This is a genomic window from Methylibium sp. T29 (genome assembly GCF_000576205.1).
In the GTDB taxonomy this organism is placed as follows: Bacteria; Pseudomonadota; Gammaproteobacteria; order Burkholderiales; family Burkholderiaceae_C; genus Methylibium; species Methylibium petroleiphilum.
Genome location: NZ_AZND01000097.1, coordinates 1 through 12,797, shown reverse-complemented (window position 1 = coordinate 12,797; position 12,797 = coordinate 1). Strand labels below are relative to the sequence as shown.

General features: G+C 70.7%; 16 protein-coding genes and 1 riboswitch. All 16 genes read right to left on the bottom strand.

Annotated elements, in window-relative coordinates; all coding sequences use genetic code 11:
• Positions 1-1,146: serine/threonine-protein kinase (locus tag x551_RS12590; RefSeq protein ID WP_253950367.1), on the bottom strand; the 1,146-nt coding region annotated here is incomplete at its 3' end.
• Between the two features lie 98 nt (positions 1,147-1,244).
• Positions 1,245-2,426 (bottom strand): pyridoxal phosphate-dependent aminotransferase, encoded by a 1,182-nt coding sequence (locus tag x551_RS12585; protein ID WP_036236398.1) that lies wholly within the window; start codon positions 2,424-2,426, stop codon positions 1,245-1,247.
• Between the two features lie 51 nt (positions 2,427-2,477).
• Positions 2,478-2,981, bottom strand: a complete 504-nt coding sequence (nusB, locus tag x551_RS12580) for a transcription antitermination factor NusB (protein ID WP_036234534.1) — start codon at positions 2,979-2,981, stop codon at positions 2,478-2,480.
• 22 nt (positions 2,982-3,003) lie between these two features.
• Positions 3,004-3,486 (bottom strand): 6,7-dimethyl-8-ribityllumazine synthase, encoded by a 483-nt coding sequence (ribH, locus tag x551_RS12575; protein WP_011830530.1) that lies wholly within the window; start codon positions 3,484-3,486, stop codon positions 3,004-3,006.
• Positions 3,487-3,519: 33 nt separating this feature from the next.
• Entirely contained in the window at positions 3,520-4,614 is a 1,095-nt protein-coding gene (ribBA, locus tag x551_RS12570) for a bifunctional 3,4-dihydroxy-2-butanone-4-phosphate synthase/GTP cyclohydrolase II (RefSeq protein ID WP_036248766.1), read from the bottom strand.
• A gap of 84 nt (positions 4,615-4,698) precedes the next feature.
• Positions 4,699-5,316: a riboflavin synthase gene (locus x551_RS12565; protein WP_011830528.1), complete on the bottom strand. Its 618-nt coding sequence runs from the start codon at positions 5,314-5,316 to the stop codon at positions 4,699-4,701.
• Positions 5,317-5,384: 68 nt separating this feature from the next.
• Positions 5,385-6,518 (bottom strand): bifunctional diaminohydroxyphosphoribosylaminopyrimidine deaminase/5-amino-6-(5-phosphoribosylamino)uracil reductase RibD, encoded by a 1,134-nt coding sequence (gene ribD / locus x551_RS12560; RefSeq protein WP_036234531.1) that lies wholly within the window; start codon positions 6,516-6,518, stop codon positions 5,385-5,387.
• Positions 6,519-6,579: 61 nt separating this feature from the next.
• Positions 6,580-7,083: a hypothetical protein gene (locus x551_RS12555; RefSeq protein WP_036248764.1), complete on the bottom strand. Its 504-nt coding sequence runs from the start codon at positions 7,081-7,083 to the stop codon at positions 6,580-6,582.
• Positions 7,084-7,142: 59 nt separating this feature from the next.
• On the bottom strand, positions 7,143-7,667 hold the full coding sequence (locus x551_RS23510; RefSeq protein ID WP_051495847.1) for a prepilin-type N-terminal cleavage/methylation domain-containing protein: 525 nt from the start codon (positions 7,665-7,667) through the stop codon (positions 7,143-7,145).
• A 6-nt stretch (positions 7,668-7,673) separates the two neighbouring features.
• The gene (locus x551_RS12545; protein WP_036234525.1) at positions 7,674-8,978 is read right to left on the bottom strand and encodes a PilX N-terminal domain-containing pilus assembly protein; all 1,305 of its coding nucleotides are present in this window, start codon (positions 8,976-8,978) and stop codon (positions 7,674-7,676) included.
• A complete protein-coding gene (locus x551_RS25845) occupies positions 8,975-9,115 on the bottom strand; it encodes a hypothetical protein (protein ID WP_155935848.1) in 141 nt (46 codons plus the stop codon). Before x551_RS25845 ends, x551_RS12545 begins: the two co-directional genes overlap by 4 nt.
• A complete protein-coding gene (locus tag x551_RS12540; RefSeq protein ID WP_036234519.1) occupies positions 9,091-9,657 on the bottom strand; it encodes a hypothetical protein in 567 nt (188 codons plus the stop codon). The genes x551_RS25845 and x551_RS12540 overlap by 25 nt, the downstream gene beginning before the upstream one ends.
• Positions 9,658-9,663: 6 nt before the next feature.
• The gene (locus x551_RS12535; RefSeq protein WP_036234517.1) at positions 9,664-10,074 is read right to left on the bottom strand and encodes a type IV pilin protein; all 411 of its coding nucleotides are present in this window, start codon (positions 10,072-10,074) and stop codon (positions 9,664-9,666) included.
• A 21-nt stretch (positions 10,075-10,095) separates the two neighbouring features.
• Complete coding sequence (locus x551_RS12530) at positions 10,096-10,626, bottom strand: GspH/FimT family protein (protein WP_036234515.1); 531 nt, start codon at positions 10,624-10,626, stop codon at positions 10,096-10,098.
• A 135-nt stretch (positions 10,627-10,761) separates the two neighbouring features.
• Complete coding sequence (nrdR, locus tag x551_RS12525) at positions 10,762-11,205, bottom strand: transcriptional regulator NrdR (protein ID WP_011830521.1); 444 nt, start codon at positions 11,203-11,205, stop codon at positions 10,762-10,764.
• Positions 11,206-11,254: 49 nt separating this feature from the next.
• Entirely contained in the window at positions 11,255-12,505 is a 1,251-nt protein-coding gene (gene glyA, locus x551_RS12520; RefSeq protein WP_036234514.1) for a serine hydroxymethyltransferase, read from the bottom strand.
• A 62-nt stretch (positions 12,506-12,567) separates the two neighbouring features.
• Positions 12,568-12,685, bottom strand: a riboswitch (ZMP/ZTP riboswitch).
• Between the last annotated feature and the right edge of the window lie 112 nt (positions 12,686-12,797).

Below are 12,797 nucleotides of genomic sequence, written 5' to 3'. Positions count from 1 at the left end.
GGCCAGGCTCTGCCCGGCCGGCGCCGACGCGAGGCCGTGCCAGATCCCGAAGCCGATCAGGCCCGCGCCGACCAGGGCCAGGCTGCCGAAGGCCCACTGGGGCCAGCGGCGCTCGGCCGTCGGCGCGTCGTCCTCACCGGATTGCAGCGCTTCGGGGTGGGCTTGCAGCCATTCGTGCAGGTCGCGCGACAGCGCCCGGGCCGAACGCGGCCGGTCCTCCGGGCGCTTGGCCATGGCCCGCGCGGCGATCGAGGCCAGTGCCGGCGGCACGGCGGTGCTCACCTCGTCGGCCATCGGTGGCGTGAAGCTGCATACCGCGCCGGTGATGGCGGCCAGCGAGTCGCCCTCGAACGCGCGGTGCCCGGTCAGCAACTCGTAGAGCACGACGCCGAGAGAGAACACGTCGGTGCGCCGGTCGGTCGGCTCGTTGCGCACCTGCTCTGGGGCCATGTAGTGCGGCGAGCCGCCGACCGCACCGCCGCTGTCGCGCGCGTGCGCGACGCTGGCGATGCCGAAGTCCAGCACCTTGGGCTGGGTGCGGCCGACCATGAAGATGTTGGCCGGCTTGATGTCGCGGTGGACGATGCCCTTGCTGTGCGCATAGGCCAGCGCGTCGGCGACGCGGCGGATGATCAGCACCGCCTGGCCCACTGTCGGCCGCCAGCCGTCGCTCAACAGTGCGCGCAGGTCCTTGCCCTTCAGCAGCTCCATCGCGATGTAGGCGCCCTGCGGGCTCAGGCCCGCGTCGAACACCGTCACGATGTGCGGGTGGCTCAGGTGGGCGGCGGCGCGCGCTTCGTGCAGGAAGATCGCGTTGAAGGGCTCGCGCGCGTCGGTCTCGAGCGGGGTGCGCGCGCCGGCTGGCATCAGGTTGAGTGTCTTGATCGCGACGCGGCGCGACAGCAGCGGGTCGTCGGCGGCGTACACGGTGCCGAGGCCCCCGTCGCCGATGCGGTACTTCAGCGCGTAGCGGCCGATCTGGCCGATGGTGGGTAGCGGCCCGCGGCTCGCGCCGTCCTCGGACGGCAGCTCCGCCATCAGCACGGTGTCTTCGATCTCGGCGTTGTCGATCGCCTCCTGCAGCGTGCCGGGGGGCGGCGTGAGAGTTGAAGCGCTTTCCACGACGCGGAGCTTAGACGATGCCATGGAGCCCCTCAACCAAGGCAGGCACGGGGCACAGGACGGCGTGGTAACCGCGTGTCACGTGCCGGGCCGAGTGTGTGACGCAACTCACGCTGCGCCCCTCATGCCAGCACGCGCCGCAGGCGCGCGACGGCCTGTTCGAGCTGCGGCAGGCCGCTGGCGAAGGACAGTCGCAGATGGTGTTCGGTGCCGTGCCGGCCGAAATCGCGCCCCGGCGTCAGCGCGACATGGGCCGAATCCATGAGCGCGAACGCCAGGTCCCAGCTGCTGCCGGCGTGGGTCGAGCAGTCGGCCCAGGCATAGAAGGCGCCGTCGGGCAGCACCGGCACCGGCAGGCCGAGCGACGCGAGCGCGGGCACGATGTAGTCGCGCCGGGCCCGGAAGGCGGCACGGCGGCGTTCGTACTCGGCGATCGATGCGGGCTCGAAGCAGGCCAGCGCCGCGTGCTGCGCGACGCTGGACGGGCAGATGAACAGGTTCTGCGCCAGCTTCTCGACCGGCGCCACCAGCGCGGGCGGCAGCACCAGCCAGCCCAGCCGCCAGCCGGTCATGCTGAAGTATTTGGAGAAGCTGTTGATCGACACCACGTCGTCGCCGTGGGCGAGCGCGGAGCGGCCGTAGGCGGCGTCGTAGCTCAGGCCCAGGTAGATCTCGTCGACCAGCGTGACGCCGCCGCGTGCGCGCACCGCCTGTGCGATGCGCTGCATCTCGTCGGCGGCGATCGAGGTGCCGGTGGGGTTGGACGGCGACGCCAGCAGCACGCCGCGGGTGCGCGCGTTCCAGGCCCGCTCCACCCCGGCGGCGTCGAGCTGATAGCGCTGCGCCGGGCCACAGGGCAGCAGCACCGGCGTGGCGTCGGCCGCCGCGACGAAATGGCGATTGCAGGGGTAGCTCGGATCCGGCATCAGCACCTCGTCGCCGGACTCGAAAAGCGCCAGGCAGGCGAGCTGCAGCGCGGCCGACGCGCCGGCCGTGATGACGATGCGCTGCGGGTCGATGTCGAGCGCGAAGCGCTGCGCATACCAGCGCGACAGCGCCTCGCGCAGCGCAGGCAGCCCGGTGGCCGGGGTGTACTGCGTGCGGCCCTCGGCGAGGCAGCGCTGCGCCGCCTCGAGCACCGGCGCCGGCGCGGTGAAGTCGGGTTCACCGATGTTCAGGTAGATCATCGGCTCGCCGCCGCGTGCCGGGTCGCAGGCCGGGCTGGCAGCGATGCGCGCCGCTGCCTTGGCGCACTCCATCACGTAGAACGGCTCGATGCGGTCGAGGCGCCGGGCGAGCTTCATCCGTGTCGGCAGCGGAACGAGAGGGCAGGGGCCGGCGGCGGGCGCCGCAGCTCAGTCGCGCGGCGGGGCCGCGCGCCGCGCCTGCACTTCGAGCGGGCGCAGGTCGGCGGCGGCCTTGTCGAGCACGCCGTTGACGTACTTGTGGCCATCGGTGCCGCCGAAGCTCTTGGCGAGTTCCACCGCCTCGTTGATCGCGACGCGGTAGGGGATGTCGATGCAGTGCTTGAGCTCGTAGGCGCCGATCATCAGCACGCCGTGCTCGATCGGCGACAGCTCGGTGGTCTTGCGGTCCACGTGGCGAGCCAGCACTGCGTCGAGGGCGGCGGCTTCGGCCACGCAGCCGTGCAGCAGGGCGTCGAAGTGCGCCGCGTCGGCCTGCTTGAAGCCGTCGAGCTCGCGCATGTGGGCCTCGATCACGACGGCTTCGCTGCCCGACACCAGCCATTGGTACAGGCCCTGCAGCGCGAACTCGCGCGAACGCCGACGCGAGGACTTCTGCGCCGGCTTGCGGCCGCCAGGGCGGGCGGCGGTCGACGCCGGAGCGGGCGACGGCACGCTGCCGTCGGTGTCTTGAGGGTCACGAAAGCTCTTCCATCAGATTGACCATCTCGACGGCGACGCGCGCGGCATCGCGGCCCTTGTCGTCGACGCGGGCCCAGGCCTGGTCCTCGTTCTCGACGGTGAGGATGGCGTTGGCGATCGGGGTCGCGTGATCGAGCGAAACGCGCGTCACGCCGGCGCCGCTCTCGTTGCTGACGAGCTCGAAGTGGTAGGTCTCGCCGCGGATGATGCAGCCGAGCGCGATCAGCGCATCGAAGTCCTTGCGCCGCGCCATCGCCTGCAGTGCGATCGGGATCTCGAGCGCGCCGGGTACCGACACGTGCTCGATGTGCTTGGCCGACACGCCCAGCAGCTCCAGCTCGACCAGGCAGGCCTGGGCCAGGCGGTCGGTGAGCGCGGCATTGAAGCGCGCCTGCACGATGCCGATGCGCAGGTTCTCGCCGACGAGTTCGGCGACGGTGTTGCCGAAGATCGTGGTCTGGGTGTCAGCGTCTTGCATCGAAACCTCGAAGTGGAAGGGCGTGCCGCGGTGTCATTCGGCGGCGACGAAGCCGGTGACCTCGAGTCCGTAGCCCACCATGCTGGGCATGCGGCGCGGGCTGCCGAGCAGCTTCATGCGGACGATGCCGAGTTCGCGCAGGATCTGCGCGCCCACGCCGTAGGTGCGCAGGTCCATCTGGCCGCGCGGGGTCGGCGGCGCGTCGGGGCCCACGGTCAGCTGCTGCAGCAGGCCGTTGCCCGCCTCGCCGCAGTTCAGCAGGACCGCCACGCCACGTTCGGCCGCCCGCAGCGCGGCCAGTGCCCGTGGCAGCGGCCACGAATGGCCGCAGCGGCCGGCGTCGAGCAGGTCCAGCACCGACAGCGGCTCGTGCACTCGCACCAGCACCTCGTCGTCGGCACCCCATTGCCCCACGCTCAGCGCCAAGTGCACGGCGCCCGAGCGGTCGCGGAAGGCCTGGCAATCGAACGGGCCCTGCGGCGTGACCAGCACGCGCCGGGCGACGCGCGTGATGAGCGATTCGTTGCGGCTGCGGTATTCGATCAGGTCGGCGATGCTGCCGATCTTGAGCCCGTGTTCCCTGGCGAACAGCACCAGGTCGGGCAGCCGGGCCATCGTGCCGTCGTCCTTCATGATCTCGCAGATCACCGACGCAGGCGTCAGGCCGGCCATCAGCGTGAGGTCGCAGCCGGCCTCGGTGTGCCCGGCGCGCATCAGCACGCCGCCGTCCTGCGCCTGCAGCGGGAAGATGTGGCCGGGCTGGACCAGGTCGCTTGCCTTCGCGTCGCGCGCCACCGCGGCCTGCACGGTGCGTGCGCGGTCGGCCGCGGAGATGCCGGTGGTCACGCCGCTGGCGGCCTCGATCGAGACGGTGAAGGCGGTGCCGTGCTGTGTGCCGTTGCGCGCGGCCATCGGCGGCAGTTGCAGCCGTTCGCAGCGCTCGCGGGTGAGCGTGAGGCAGATCAGGCCGCGGCCGTAGCGCGCCATGAAGTTGATGGCTTCGGGCGTGACGTGCTCGGCGGCCATCACGAGGTCGCCCTCGTTCTCGCGATCTTCCTCGTCGACCAGGATGACCATGCGGCCGGCGGCGAGCTCGGCGATCAGCTCGGGAACAGGGGAAAGGGCCATGGCGGGATTGTAGGTGGCGGGTCGGAGCGGCGCGGGCGGGAGCGCGTCGCCTCGGCGCGGGGGACTTGCCGGCGCGCGGCGGCGTCAGCGACTGCCGAGCATGCGCTCGACGTAGCGCGCGATCAGGTCGATCTCGAGGTTGACGCGGGCGCCGACGCTCAGCGTGCCGAGCGTCGTGTGTTCCAGCGTGTGCGGGATCAGGTTGATGCCGAGTTCGGTGGTCTCGGCGTGGTCGGTGACGCGGTTGACCGTGAGGCTCACGCCGTTGACGGTGATCGAGCCCTTGTAGGCGAGGTAGCGGCCCAGCGCCTGCGGCGCAGCGATGCAAAGCTCCCAGGATTCGCCGACCGGCGCGAACTTCGTCACCGTGCCGACGCCGTCGACGTGGCCTGATACCAGGTGTCCGCCGAGCCGGTCGCTGGCGCGCAGAGCCTTCTCGAGGTTGAGCGGTCCGGGGTCGGCGAGGCCGGCCGTCTTGTCCAGGCTTTCCGCCGAGATGTCGACCGTGAACCAGTCCGCCTCCGCGTCGAAGGCCGTGACGGTCATGCAGGCGCCGTTGAGCGCGATGCTGTCGCCCAACTGCACGTCGGCCAGGTAGCCCGGCGGCGTGGCGATGGTGAGGCGCTTGCCGTGGGACGGGTCGGCGCCGAGCGGCGCGACCTTGCTGAGGCGGCCCAGGCCGCTGATGATGCCGGTGAACATGGCTCCGATTGTCTCAGCGTCGCAGCCCTGCCGCTGCGGCGGGGGCAAGCGCAGCTTCGGGCCGACGCTCAGAAATCGGCACGGCCCGGCGGCCGGGCGATCAGGCGCAGATCAGCCCCGACGCGCTCGACACTGACGAACTCGAGCGCCAGGCCCTCGGTCAGTGCAGTGAGCGGACCGAAGCGCGCCATCTCGCGACCCGCACCGAGCATCAGCGGCGCCAGGTAGACGAGGAACTCGTCGACCAGGCCCGCCCGCACGAAGGAGCCGCTGAGCTTGCTGCCCGCCTCGACATGCAGTTCGTTGATCTCGCGCCGCGCCAGGTCGTCGAGCATCGCGCCCAGATCGACCTTGCCGTCGGCGTTGGCACAGGCCAGCACCGACACGCCCTGTTCGGCCAGTTCACGGACCTTCGGCGCCGCATGGCGGGCCAGTGCGCTGGCCGTGTAGACCAGCCGCTCGCCCGGTGGCGCGAGGATGCGGGCGTCGAGCGCGATGTCGAGCTTGGAGTCGACGACGACCCGGCACGGCTGCAGCACGGTGTCGACGAGCCGCACGTCGAGCCGCGGGTCGTCGTCGATCACGGTGCCGATGCCGGTGAGCACCGCCCCGGCCCGCTTGCGGTAGGCGTGGCCGTCGGTGCGGGCGGCATCGCCGGTGATCCACTGGCTCAGGCCGTTGTCGAGCGCCGTGCGTCCGTCGAGCGACGCGGCGATCTTCAGGCGCACCCACGGCCGCTGGCGCAGCATGCGGGAGAGGAAGCCGATATTCAGCTCGCGCGCGGCGATTGCAACCGGGTCGCCGGGCGCCAGCACCGTCACGTCGATGCCGGCCGCCCGCAGCCGGCCGATGCCGTGACCGGCGACCAGCGGATTCGGGTCCTGCAGCGCCACCATCACGTGGGCCACGCCGGCCTCGACCAGCGCATCGCAGCAGGGCGGGGTGCGGCCGTGGTGCGAGCAGGGCTCGAGCGTGACCCAGGCGGTGCCGCCGCGCACCGTGTGGCCCGCGGCCTGCGCCGCACGCAGTGCCGACACCTCGGCGTGCGCCGAGCCGGCGCGCTGCGTGTGTCCGCTGGCCAGCAGGCGACCGTCGGGGGCGGTGATGACGCAGCCGACCCGGGGGTTGGGATCGGACAGGCCGATGGCTTCGTTGGCGTTGCGCAGCGCGAGCGCCCAGGATTCGGAGGGAGTGAGCTTCACGCCCTCGACGATACGCGAGGCCGGCAGGGTGACGCAGAGCCGGCGTCACTCGCGTTCGGCTTCACGGCTGGTGCGGCGCGGTCCCGGCCGGGCAGGCCCCGGTGTCCAGCAGCAGGAAGTTCTGGTGGTGAAGCGATCGAGTCACGAGACTGTAGAGGGCCGGATGCTCCTCGTTGCGCGTCGTCGAGGGCGCAGTGGTGTAGCGGCACACGAGCTGCGTGCCGGCGGGCTCGGGCGCGATGCGGGACTGTCCCGACCAGGCGCGTGGCGTGCCCGGATCGGTGTCGTGATCGCCCGCACGCATCAGGCAGGCATAGGAGCGCACGCCGGCGATGGGCCGACCGTCGTTGTGGCTGACGGCGTCGGCCACATGACAGTCGGGCACCGCCAGCAGATGCTGCGTGGCGCTGAAAGAGAGGCCGGTCACGGCGGCGGCCCAGGAGCCCGATAGATCGCCGCGCAGCAGCAGTGCCTGCAGTGGGGTACAGGTGGCCGCGATGTCGGTGTGGTCGTCCGGCGCCGTCGTGCATTGCGCGATCACCGCGCCGGAGCTGTCGTCGAACACCAGGAAGCCGCCGCTGGCACCCTGCCAGCGCAGAACGCTGCGGCCGCGGTTCGCGCCGGTCAGTCGCTCGGCCTCGATCGGGATGTCGAGCGCCCGGCCTTCGGACGCAGCAGTGCGGCGACGTCGACCCGGGGCAGGCCCAGGCTGCCGCCGTCGGCAGGTTCCGCGCGTGCGATCAGCGAGCCCAGCCTGACGAAGGTCTGGCGCGTGTCGCCGCTGCGGTCGGCCCATGTGACTTGCACGTCGACGCGGCGATAGGGATCGTCGGCCGTGCCTTGTATTTGCCATTGGCGCTCGAAGCGCGTGTTGCTGTCGATGAGGGGTTGGTCGCTGCCGCTGAGGAGATCGGCATAGGCCTGCTTGCCGGCTTCGGTGAGCACCTGCTCGAAGCTGCGCAACTCCTCCAGCCTGGAGATGGCGAGCTGGGTGGCTTCGGTGCGCTGGCGGGCGGCATCCGCATGGCGAGACAGTGCGACCTGCAGGCTGCCGAGGGCGAGCGCACCGATCGACACAACGACGACGGCGATCAGCACCTCGACCAGGGTGAAGCCGGCGGCTTGATGTCGTGCTCCGAGTGTGTGCATTGCGCTTCAGGGCAGCAAGTCGCAGGGCCGGGCGGGATCGCCGTCGGCACACCGACCGTCACGCCAGCTGCCGGGCACGCGCACCCACGGTCCGGCTGCGGACCGCAGCTGCCGCAGCACCGGCGAGTTGTAGGTGATACGGCCGTTGCTGCTGCCTGCGAGGTTGCCTCGTGCCACGAGCGCCCCTTGCAGATCGATGGCACCACCGGGGTCGAAGCTGCTTTCGGCTGCGTAGATCAGACCGTGGGCGGGGAAACCGCCATTGAAGCGCAGCGCCCCGCCGACCACCAGGAGCAGCGGCCGGTCCGCGCTGCCGACCGCAGCGCCGGGCCAGCCGGCGGCGTCGAGTTGCAGATCGCCATCGACGAAGAAGCTCGTGTCGCCCTCTGCGTAGGCCGTTCGCAGGGCGGTGCCGCAGGAGATGGCCGAGCACCCGGCGATGCGCCGGGTCGCAGGAGCCGCGGCGAACTGCGCAGGCGTGCTGCCGAACAGCGCGGAAAAGAAGGCCGCGCCCGACGCATCGGCTGATGCAAGCCGCGCCAAGGCCTCGTCGCGTTCGATCAGCGCGTTCTCGACCGGGCTGCCCGGCAACGTGCTCAGGAGCGGCGGCGTGCCGCCGAGCGTGATGGCGCCACCCGCATCGATCAGCAGGCCTTGCGTGGCGTAATCGGCGTTGAGCAATTGCCAACCGTCGAGGGCCACAAGGCCCCCGGTGGTGAGCGCGGCGGCCGGCATTGTCCGCAGGGTAGGGCGGAGCTTGAAGATGGCCTGCGTCGCCGCCGAGGCGTCGGCACGTGCGGCGTCGCTGCCCGGCACGCACTGCGAGCCGCGGCTCGAGCAGCCGCGGGCGGTGATTCGGATGGCCTCCGGATCGCCGATGATGGCTGCGAACTCGACGGTGAAGCTGGGGTCGTTGCGGGTCCACTCGGCCGAGCCGCCGGCGTCCGGGCAATGGCAGGTCAGACCGGTCGCGCCCAGGCTGCATCCGGGACGAACGGTGGTGACGGGCGCGATGGCGGCATCGGGTGAGGACTTCGGGACATAGCGTTCACGGAACGAGGTGGGCTGGTCCGCGGCCGGGAGGCAGTGCGCATCGACGCGGCGACCGTCGTTCAGCAGGGCTTGCGCCCACTCGAGACCGGCCTCGGCGGTCTCGGCAGCGATCGTGGAACGGTATTGATTGGCCGAACTCCGCTGCTCGAAGAGCAGGCTGCGGTTCGCAAAGGCGGCCAGGATGGTCATCGCCAGCAACAGGATCATCACGACGGCCAGCGCGGCGGCGCCTTGCTGGGGTGTGCGGCCGGTCTTCATGTGGTCGGGGCGGGACAGGACCCGATCGGCAGCGCATCGTTGCGAACGCGCACGGTCTGCCGGATCTCGCGCTGCACGGCGGCGTCGGTCGCGGAGCGCCCGCGCAACTCGATCACGTAGCTGCGCAGCGACAGCACGGGGCAGCCCGCCGTGCCGACCGCGCAGGCCGGCATGCAGAACTGGCCGAGCGGGACGACGCTGACCCGCGGGCTGATCGAAAATGCGTGATGCGCACGGTGCCGGGGTCGGTCATCGCCTGCCAGCTTCCTCCGTTCAGCGTCTGCAACGTGTCTCCGCCGAGTCGGAAGCCGGTGGCCTCCGCGGCATCGACGCTGTCGTTCTCGAGAGCGTCGCGAGAAAAGCTGTAGCGCACGACCGCCGCGGTCTCGGGACCGGCCGTCGTGACTTCCTCGTACGGGTTGGCCCCGCCGGCTGGCGCGTGCTGCCAGTAGCCGGCACGGCGCAGATCGCGCGTGATCAGATCAGCCGCGGCCCGCAGATCCTGGTGAACGCGCGCCTCGAGCAACAGGCGGCGGCTGTCGCGCAACTGGTCGACGAGCAGGGCGATGCTGCCGATGACAACGAAGAGCGCGACCGCGAAGCCGACGAGCAGTTCGACCAGCGACAGGCCGCGCTGGGACGCGAGATTTCTCCGCCGGGACATCCGTGCGTCGGCCATGCGGGCTCACCGGTTCCAGCAGACGCTTGCGAGCGCGGAGCCGGTCGATGCGTGGCGGGTGGTGCCGCCGCCCAGCGTGAGACTCAGGCTGGTGCAGGCCGTGTCGACCGCTTGCGCACCGACGGCACGGGCCGTGGCCGTGTAGCCGTCGACCGCGCCGTGGTCGATCGTGATCAGGTAGCGGCCGGACGCGGGCGACGACAGACCGAGCGCCGCGAGGGTGTCGGCGTACGTCGTGTGATTCGCGCGCCAGCGTTCCTGAGCCTGCTGTACCTGGGCCAGCGCGGCGATGGCCTCGATGCGGCGGGTCTTGAGCAACTGCGCCATGAAGCTGGGATAGGCGATCACCGCGAGGATGCCGACGACAAGCAGCACGATCACCAGTTCGACGAGGCTCAGACCGCGTGCGGCGGTCATGCCCGGGCGGGGCGCCATGGCTCAGCAGGCGCGGTAGCCGCCGAACTCGGCACGAGGGGAGCACGAGCGAACTCGGCCCATGATGTTCACCACGTGGTGCACCGCGCGGCCGTCCAGACCCGTGACGCGGATCGTCGCGGCCGGCGTGCTGGTGCCGTGCCGCGGGTCGTAGACGATGGAGCCCACGTTGGCCTGCACGCTGACGCGGCTACCGGCCGGCAGGGGCACCGCCTTGATCTGCTGCGCGTCGCCGCTGCAGGACGGACTGCCGTCGGGCTGGCAACGGCAGGCCGCCGCGGCACCCGAGTGCAGCAGGTAGCAGCTGCCACCGCCGGGCAACGCGGAGAAGCTGGCGCGCAGCGTCTGATTGCGGGCGACCGCTTCGGAGCGCAGGAACTGCAGGTCGGTGGCGAGCTCGGTGGCCACGCCTTCCGTGTGCCTTCGCTGCAGCAGATCCTGGAAGCCAGGGATCGCGAGGGTTGCAGCGATCGCCAGGATGGCGAGCGTGGCGCCCGTCTCGATGAAGGTGAATCCCCGTTGCGGCGTTCGCATGGCCTCTCCTGGACATCGTGGTGACGATGCAGGCGAATCTAGGCTTGCAGCCTGGGTGGCGCGTCGCCCCGTCGGGGGAAGCGGGGAGGGAAGCGCTGCCGCCGCTGCCTCAGAGGCTGTGACAGGCTCGGGGGTTCAAATGTCCTTGATGAGGCGGCTGAATTCGTCGACGCCCTCGAAGCTCCGGTACACCGACGCGAAGCGCACGTAAGCCACCTTGTCGAGCTTCTTCAGCTCGCGCATCACCATCTCGCCGATCTTCGCGGACGGCACCTCGTTGGCGGCGGTGGCGAGCATCTTCTCCTCGATGCGCCCGAGGGCGGCCTCGACCTGGTCGATGCTCACAGGCCGCTTGCGCAGCGCCAGCATCATCGACGCGCGGATCTTGCTGCGATCGAATTCGCTGCGGCTGCCATCCTTCTTCACGATCGCCGGCATTGCCAGCTCGGCGCGCTCGTAGGTCGTGAAGCGCTTGTCACAGGACGGGCAGCGACGCCGGCGACGGATCACGTCGCCTTCGTCGGACTCCCGGGTCTCGGCGACCTGGGTGTCCTCGTGGCCGCAGAAGGGGCAGCGCACTCAGCTCAGGCCGGAAGGCGAGGAGGGAGTCCGCGAGGCGCCGGCAGGCTCAACGGTAGACCGGGAACTCGCGCGTCAGCAGCGCCACCTTGGCGCGCACGTCGGCCAGGTTGCTCTCGTCGTGCGGTCGGTCGAGCACGTCGGCGATCAGGTGCGCGGTCCGGACCGCCTGTTCCACTCCGAAACCGCGCGTCGTCATCGCCGGGCTGCCCAGGCGGATGCCGCTGGTGACCATCGGCTTCTGCGGATCGTTCGGGATGCCGTTCTTGTTGCAGGTCATGTGCGCCTGGCCGAGGATGGCCTCCGCTTCCTTGCCGGTCAGGCCCTTGGGACGCAGGTCGACCAGCATCACGTGGCTCTCGGTGCGGCCCGACACGATGCGCAGGCCGCGCTCGGTCAGCGTGCGCGCCAGGGCGTCGGCGTTCTTCACCACCTGTTGCTGGTAGGCCTTGAACTCGGGCTGCAGCGCCTCCTTGAACGCCACCGCCTTGGCCGCGATCACGTGCATCAGCGGGCCACCCTGCAGGCCGGGGAAGATCGCGCTGTTGATCTTCTTCGCGATGTCCTCGTTGTTCGCCAGGATGATCCCGCCGCGCGGCCCGCGCAGGCTCTTGTGCGTGGTGGAGGTCACCACGTCGGCGAACGGCACCGGGTTCGGGTAGACGCCCGCGGCGATCAGGCCGGCGTAGTGCGCCATGTCGACCATGAAGTAGGCCCCCACGGCCTTGGCCACCTTGGCGAAGCGCTCGAAGTCGATGCGCAGCGCATAGGCCGACGCCCCGGCGATGATGAGCTTGGGCTTGTGCTCGTGGGCCAGCCGTTCCATCGCGTCGTAGTCGATCTCTTCCTTGGCGTCGAGGCCGTAGCTGACCACCTTGAACCACTTGCCGCTCATGTTGAGCGCCATGCCGTGCGTCAGGTGGCCGCCCTCGGCGAGGCTCATGCCCATGATGGTGTCGCCAGGCTGCAGCAGCGCGAAGAACGCGCCCTGGTTGGCCTGTGAGCCTGAGTTGGGCTGCACGTTGGCGAAGGCCGCACCGTACAGCTGCTTGAGCCGGTCGATCGCCAGTTGCTCCACCACGTCGACGTTCTCGCAGCCGCCGTAGTAGCGCTTGCCGGGGTAGCCTTCGGCGTACTTGTTGGTCAGCTGGGTGCCCTGCGCCGCCATCACGGCCGGGCTGGCGTAGTTCTCGGACGCGATGAGCTCGATGTGTTCTTCCTGGCGGCGGTTCTCTGCCTGGATGGCGGCCCAAAGCTCGGCGTCGACGTTCGCGACGGTGGATTGCTGGCGGTCGAACATGGTGGCGGTTCTCATCGATCAGGAAGACCCCAGTACAGCGCACCCGCGAGGCGGATGCAGCCGGGGGCTGCCCAGGCGCGCGGCGGAACGGGTCTGCAGCAGGCAGAACTTCCGGCAGCGCTTCCTGGTGGAGATCCACCTCGGGCCTCGGGGGCCGTATCGCCGGTTGCGCTGCCGCGGCAGTTTACCGGAGCCCTGCCGGCCGCTCCGGCAACGACGTGCCGGAACGCAGGCGGGCGATCAGCGCAGCGCGACCTGCTGGGCCGGTGCCGCGGGAAGCGACTCCTCGCCG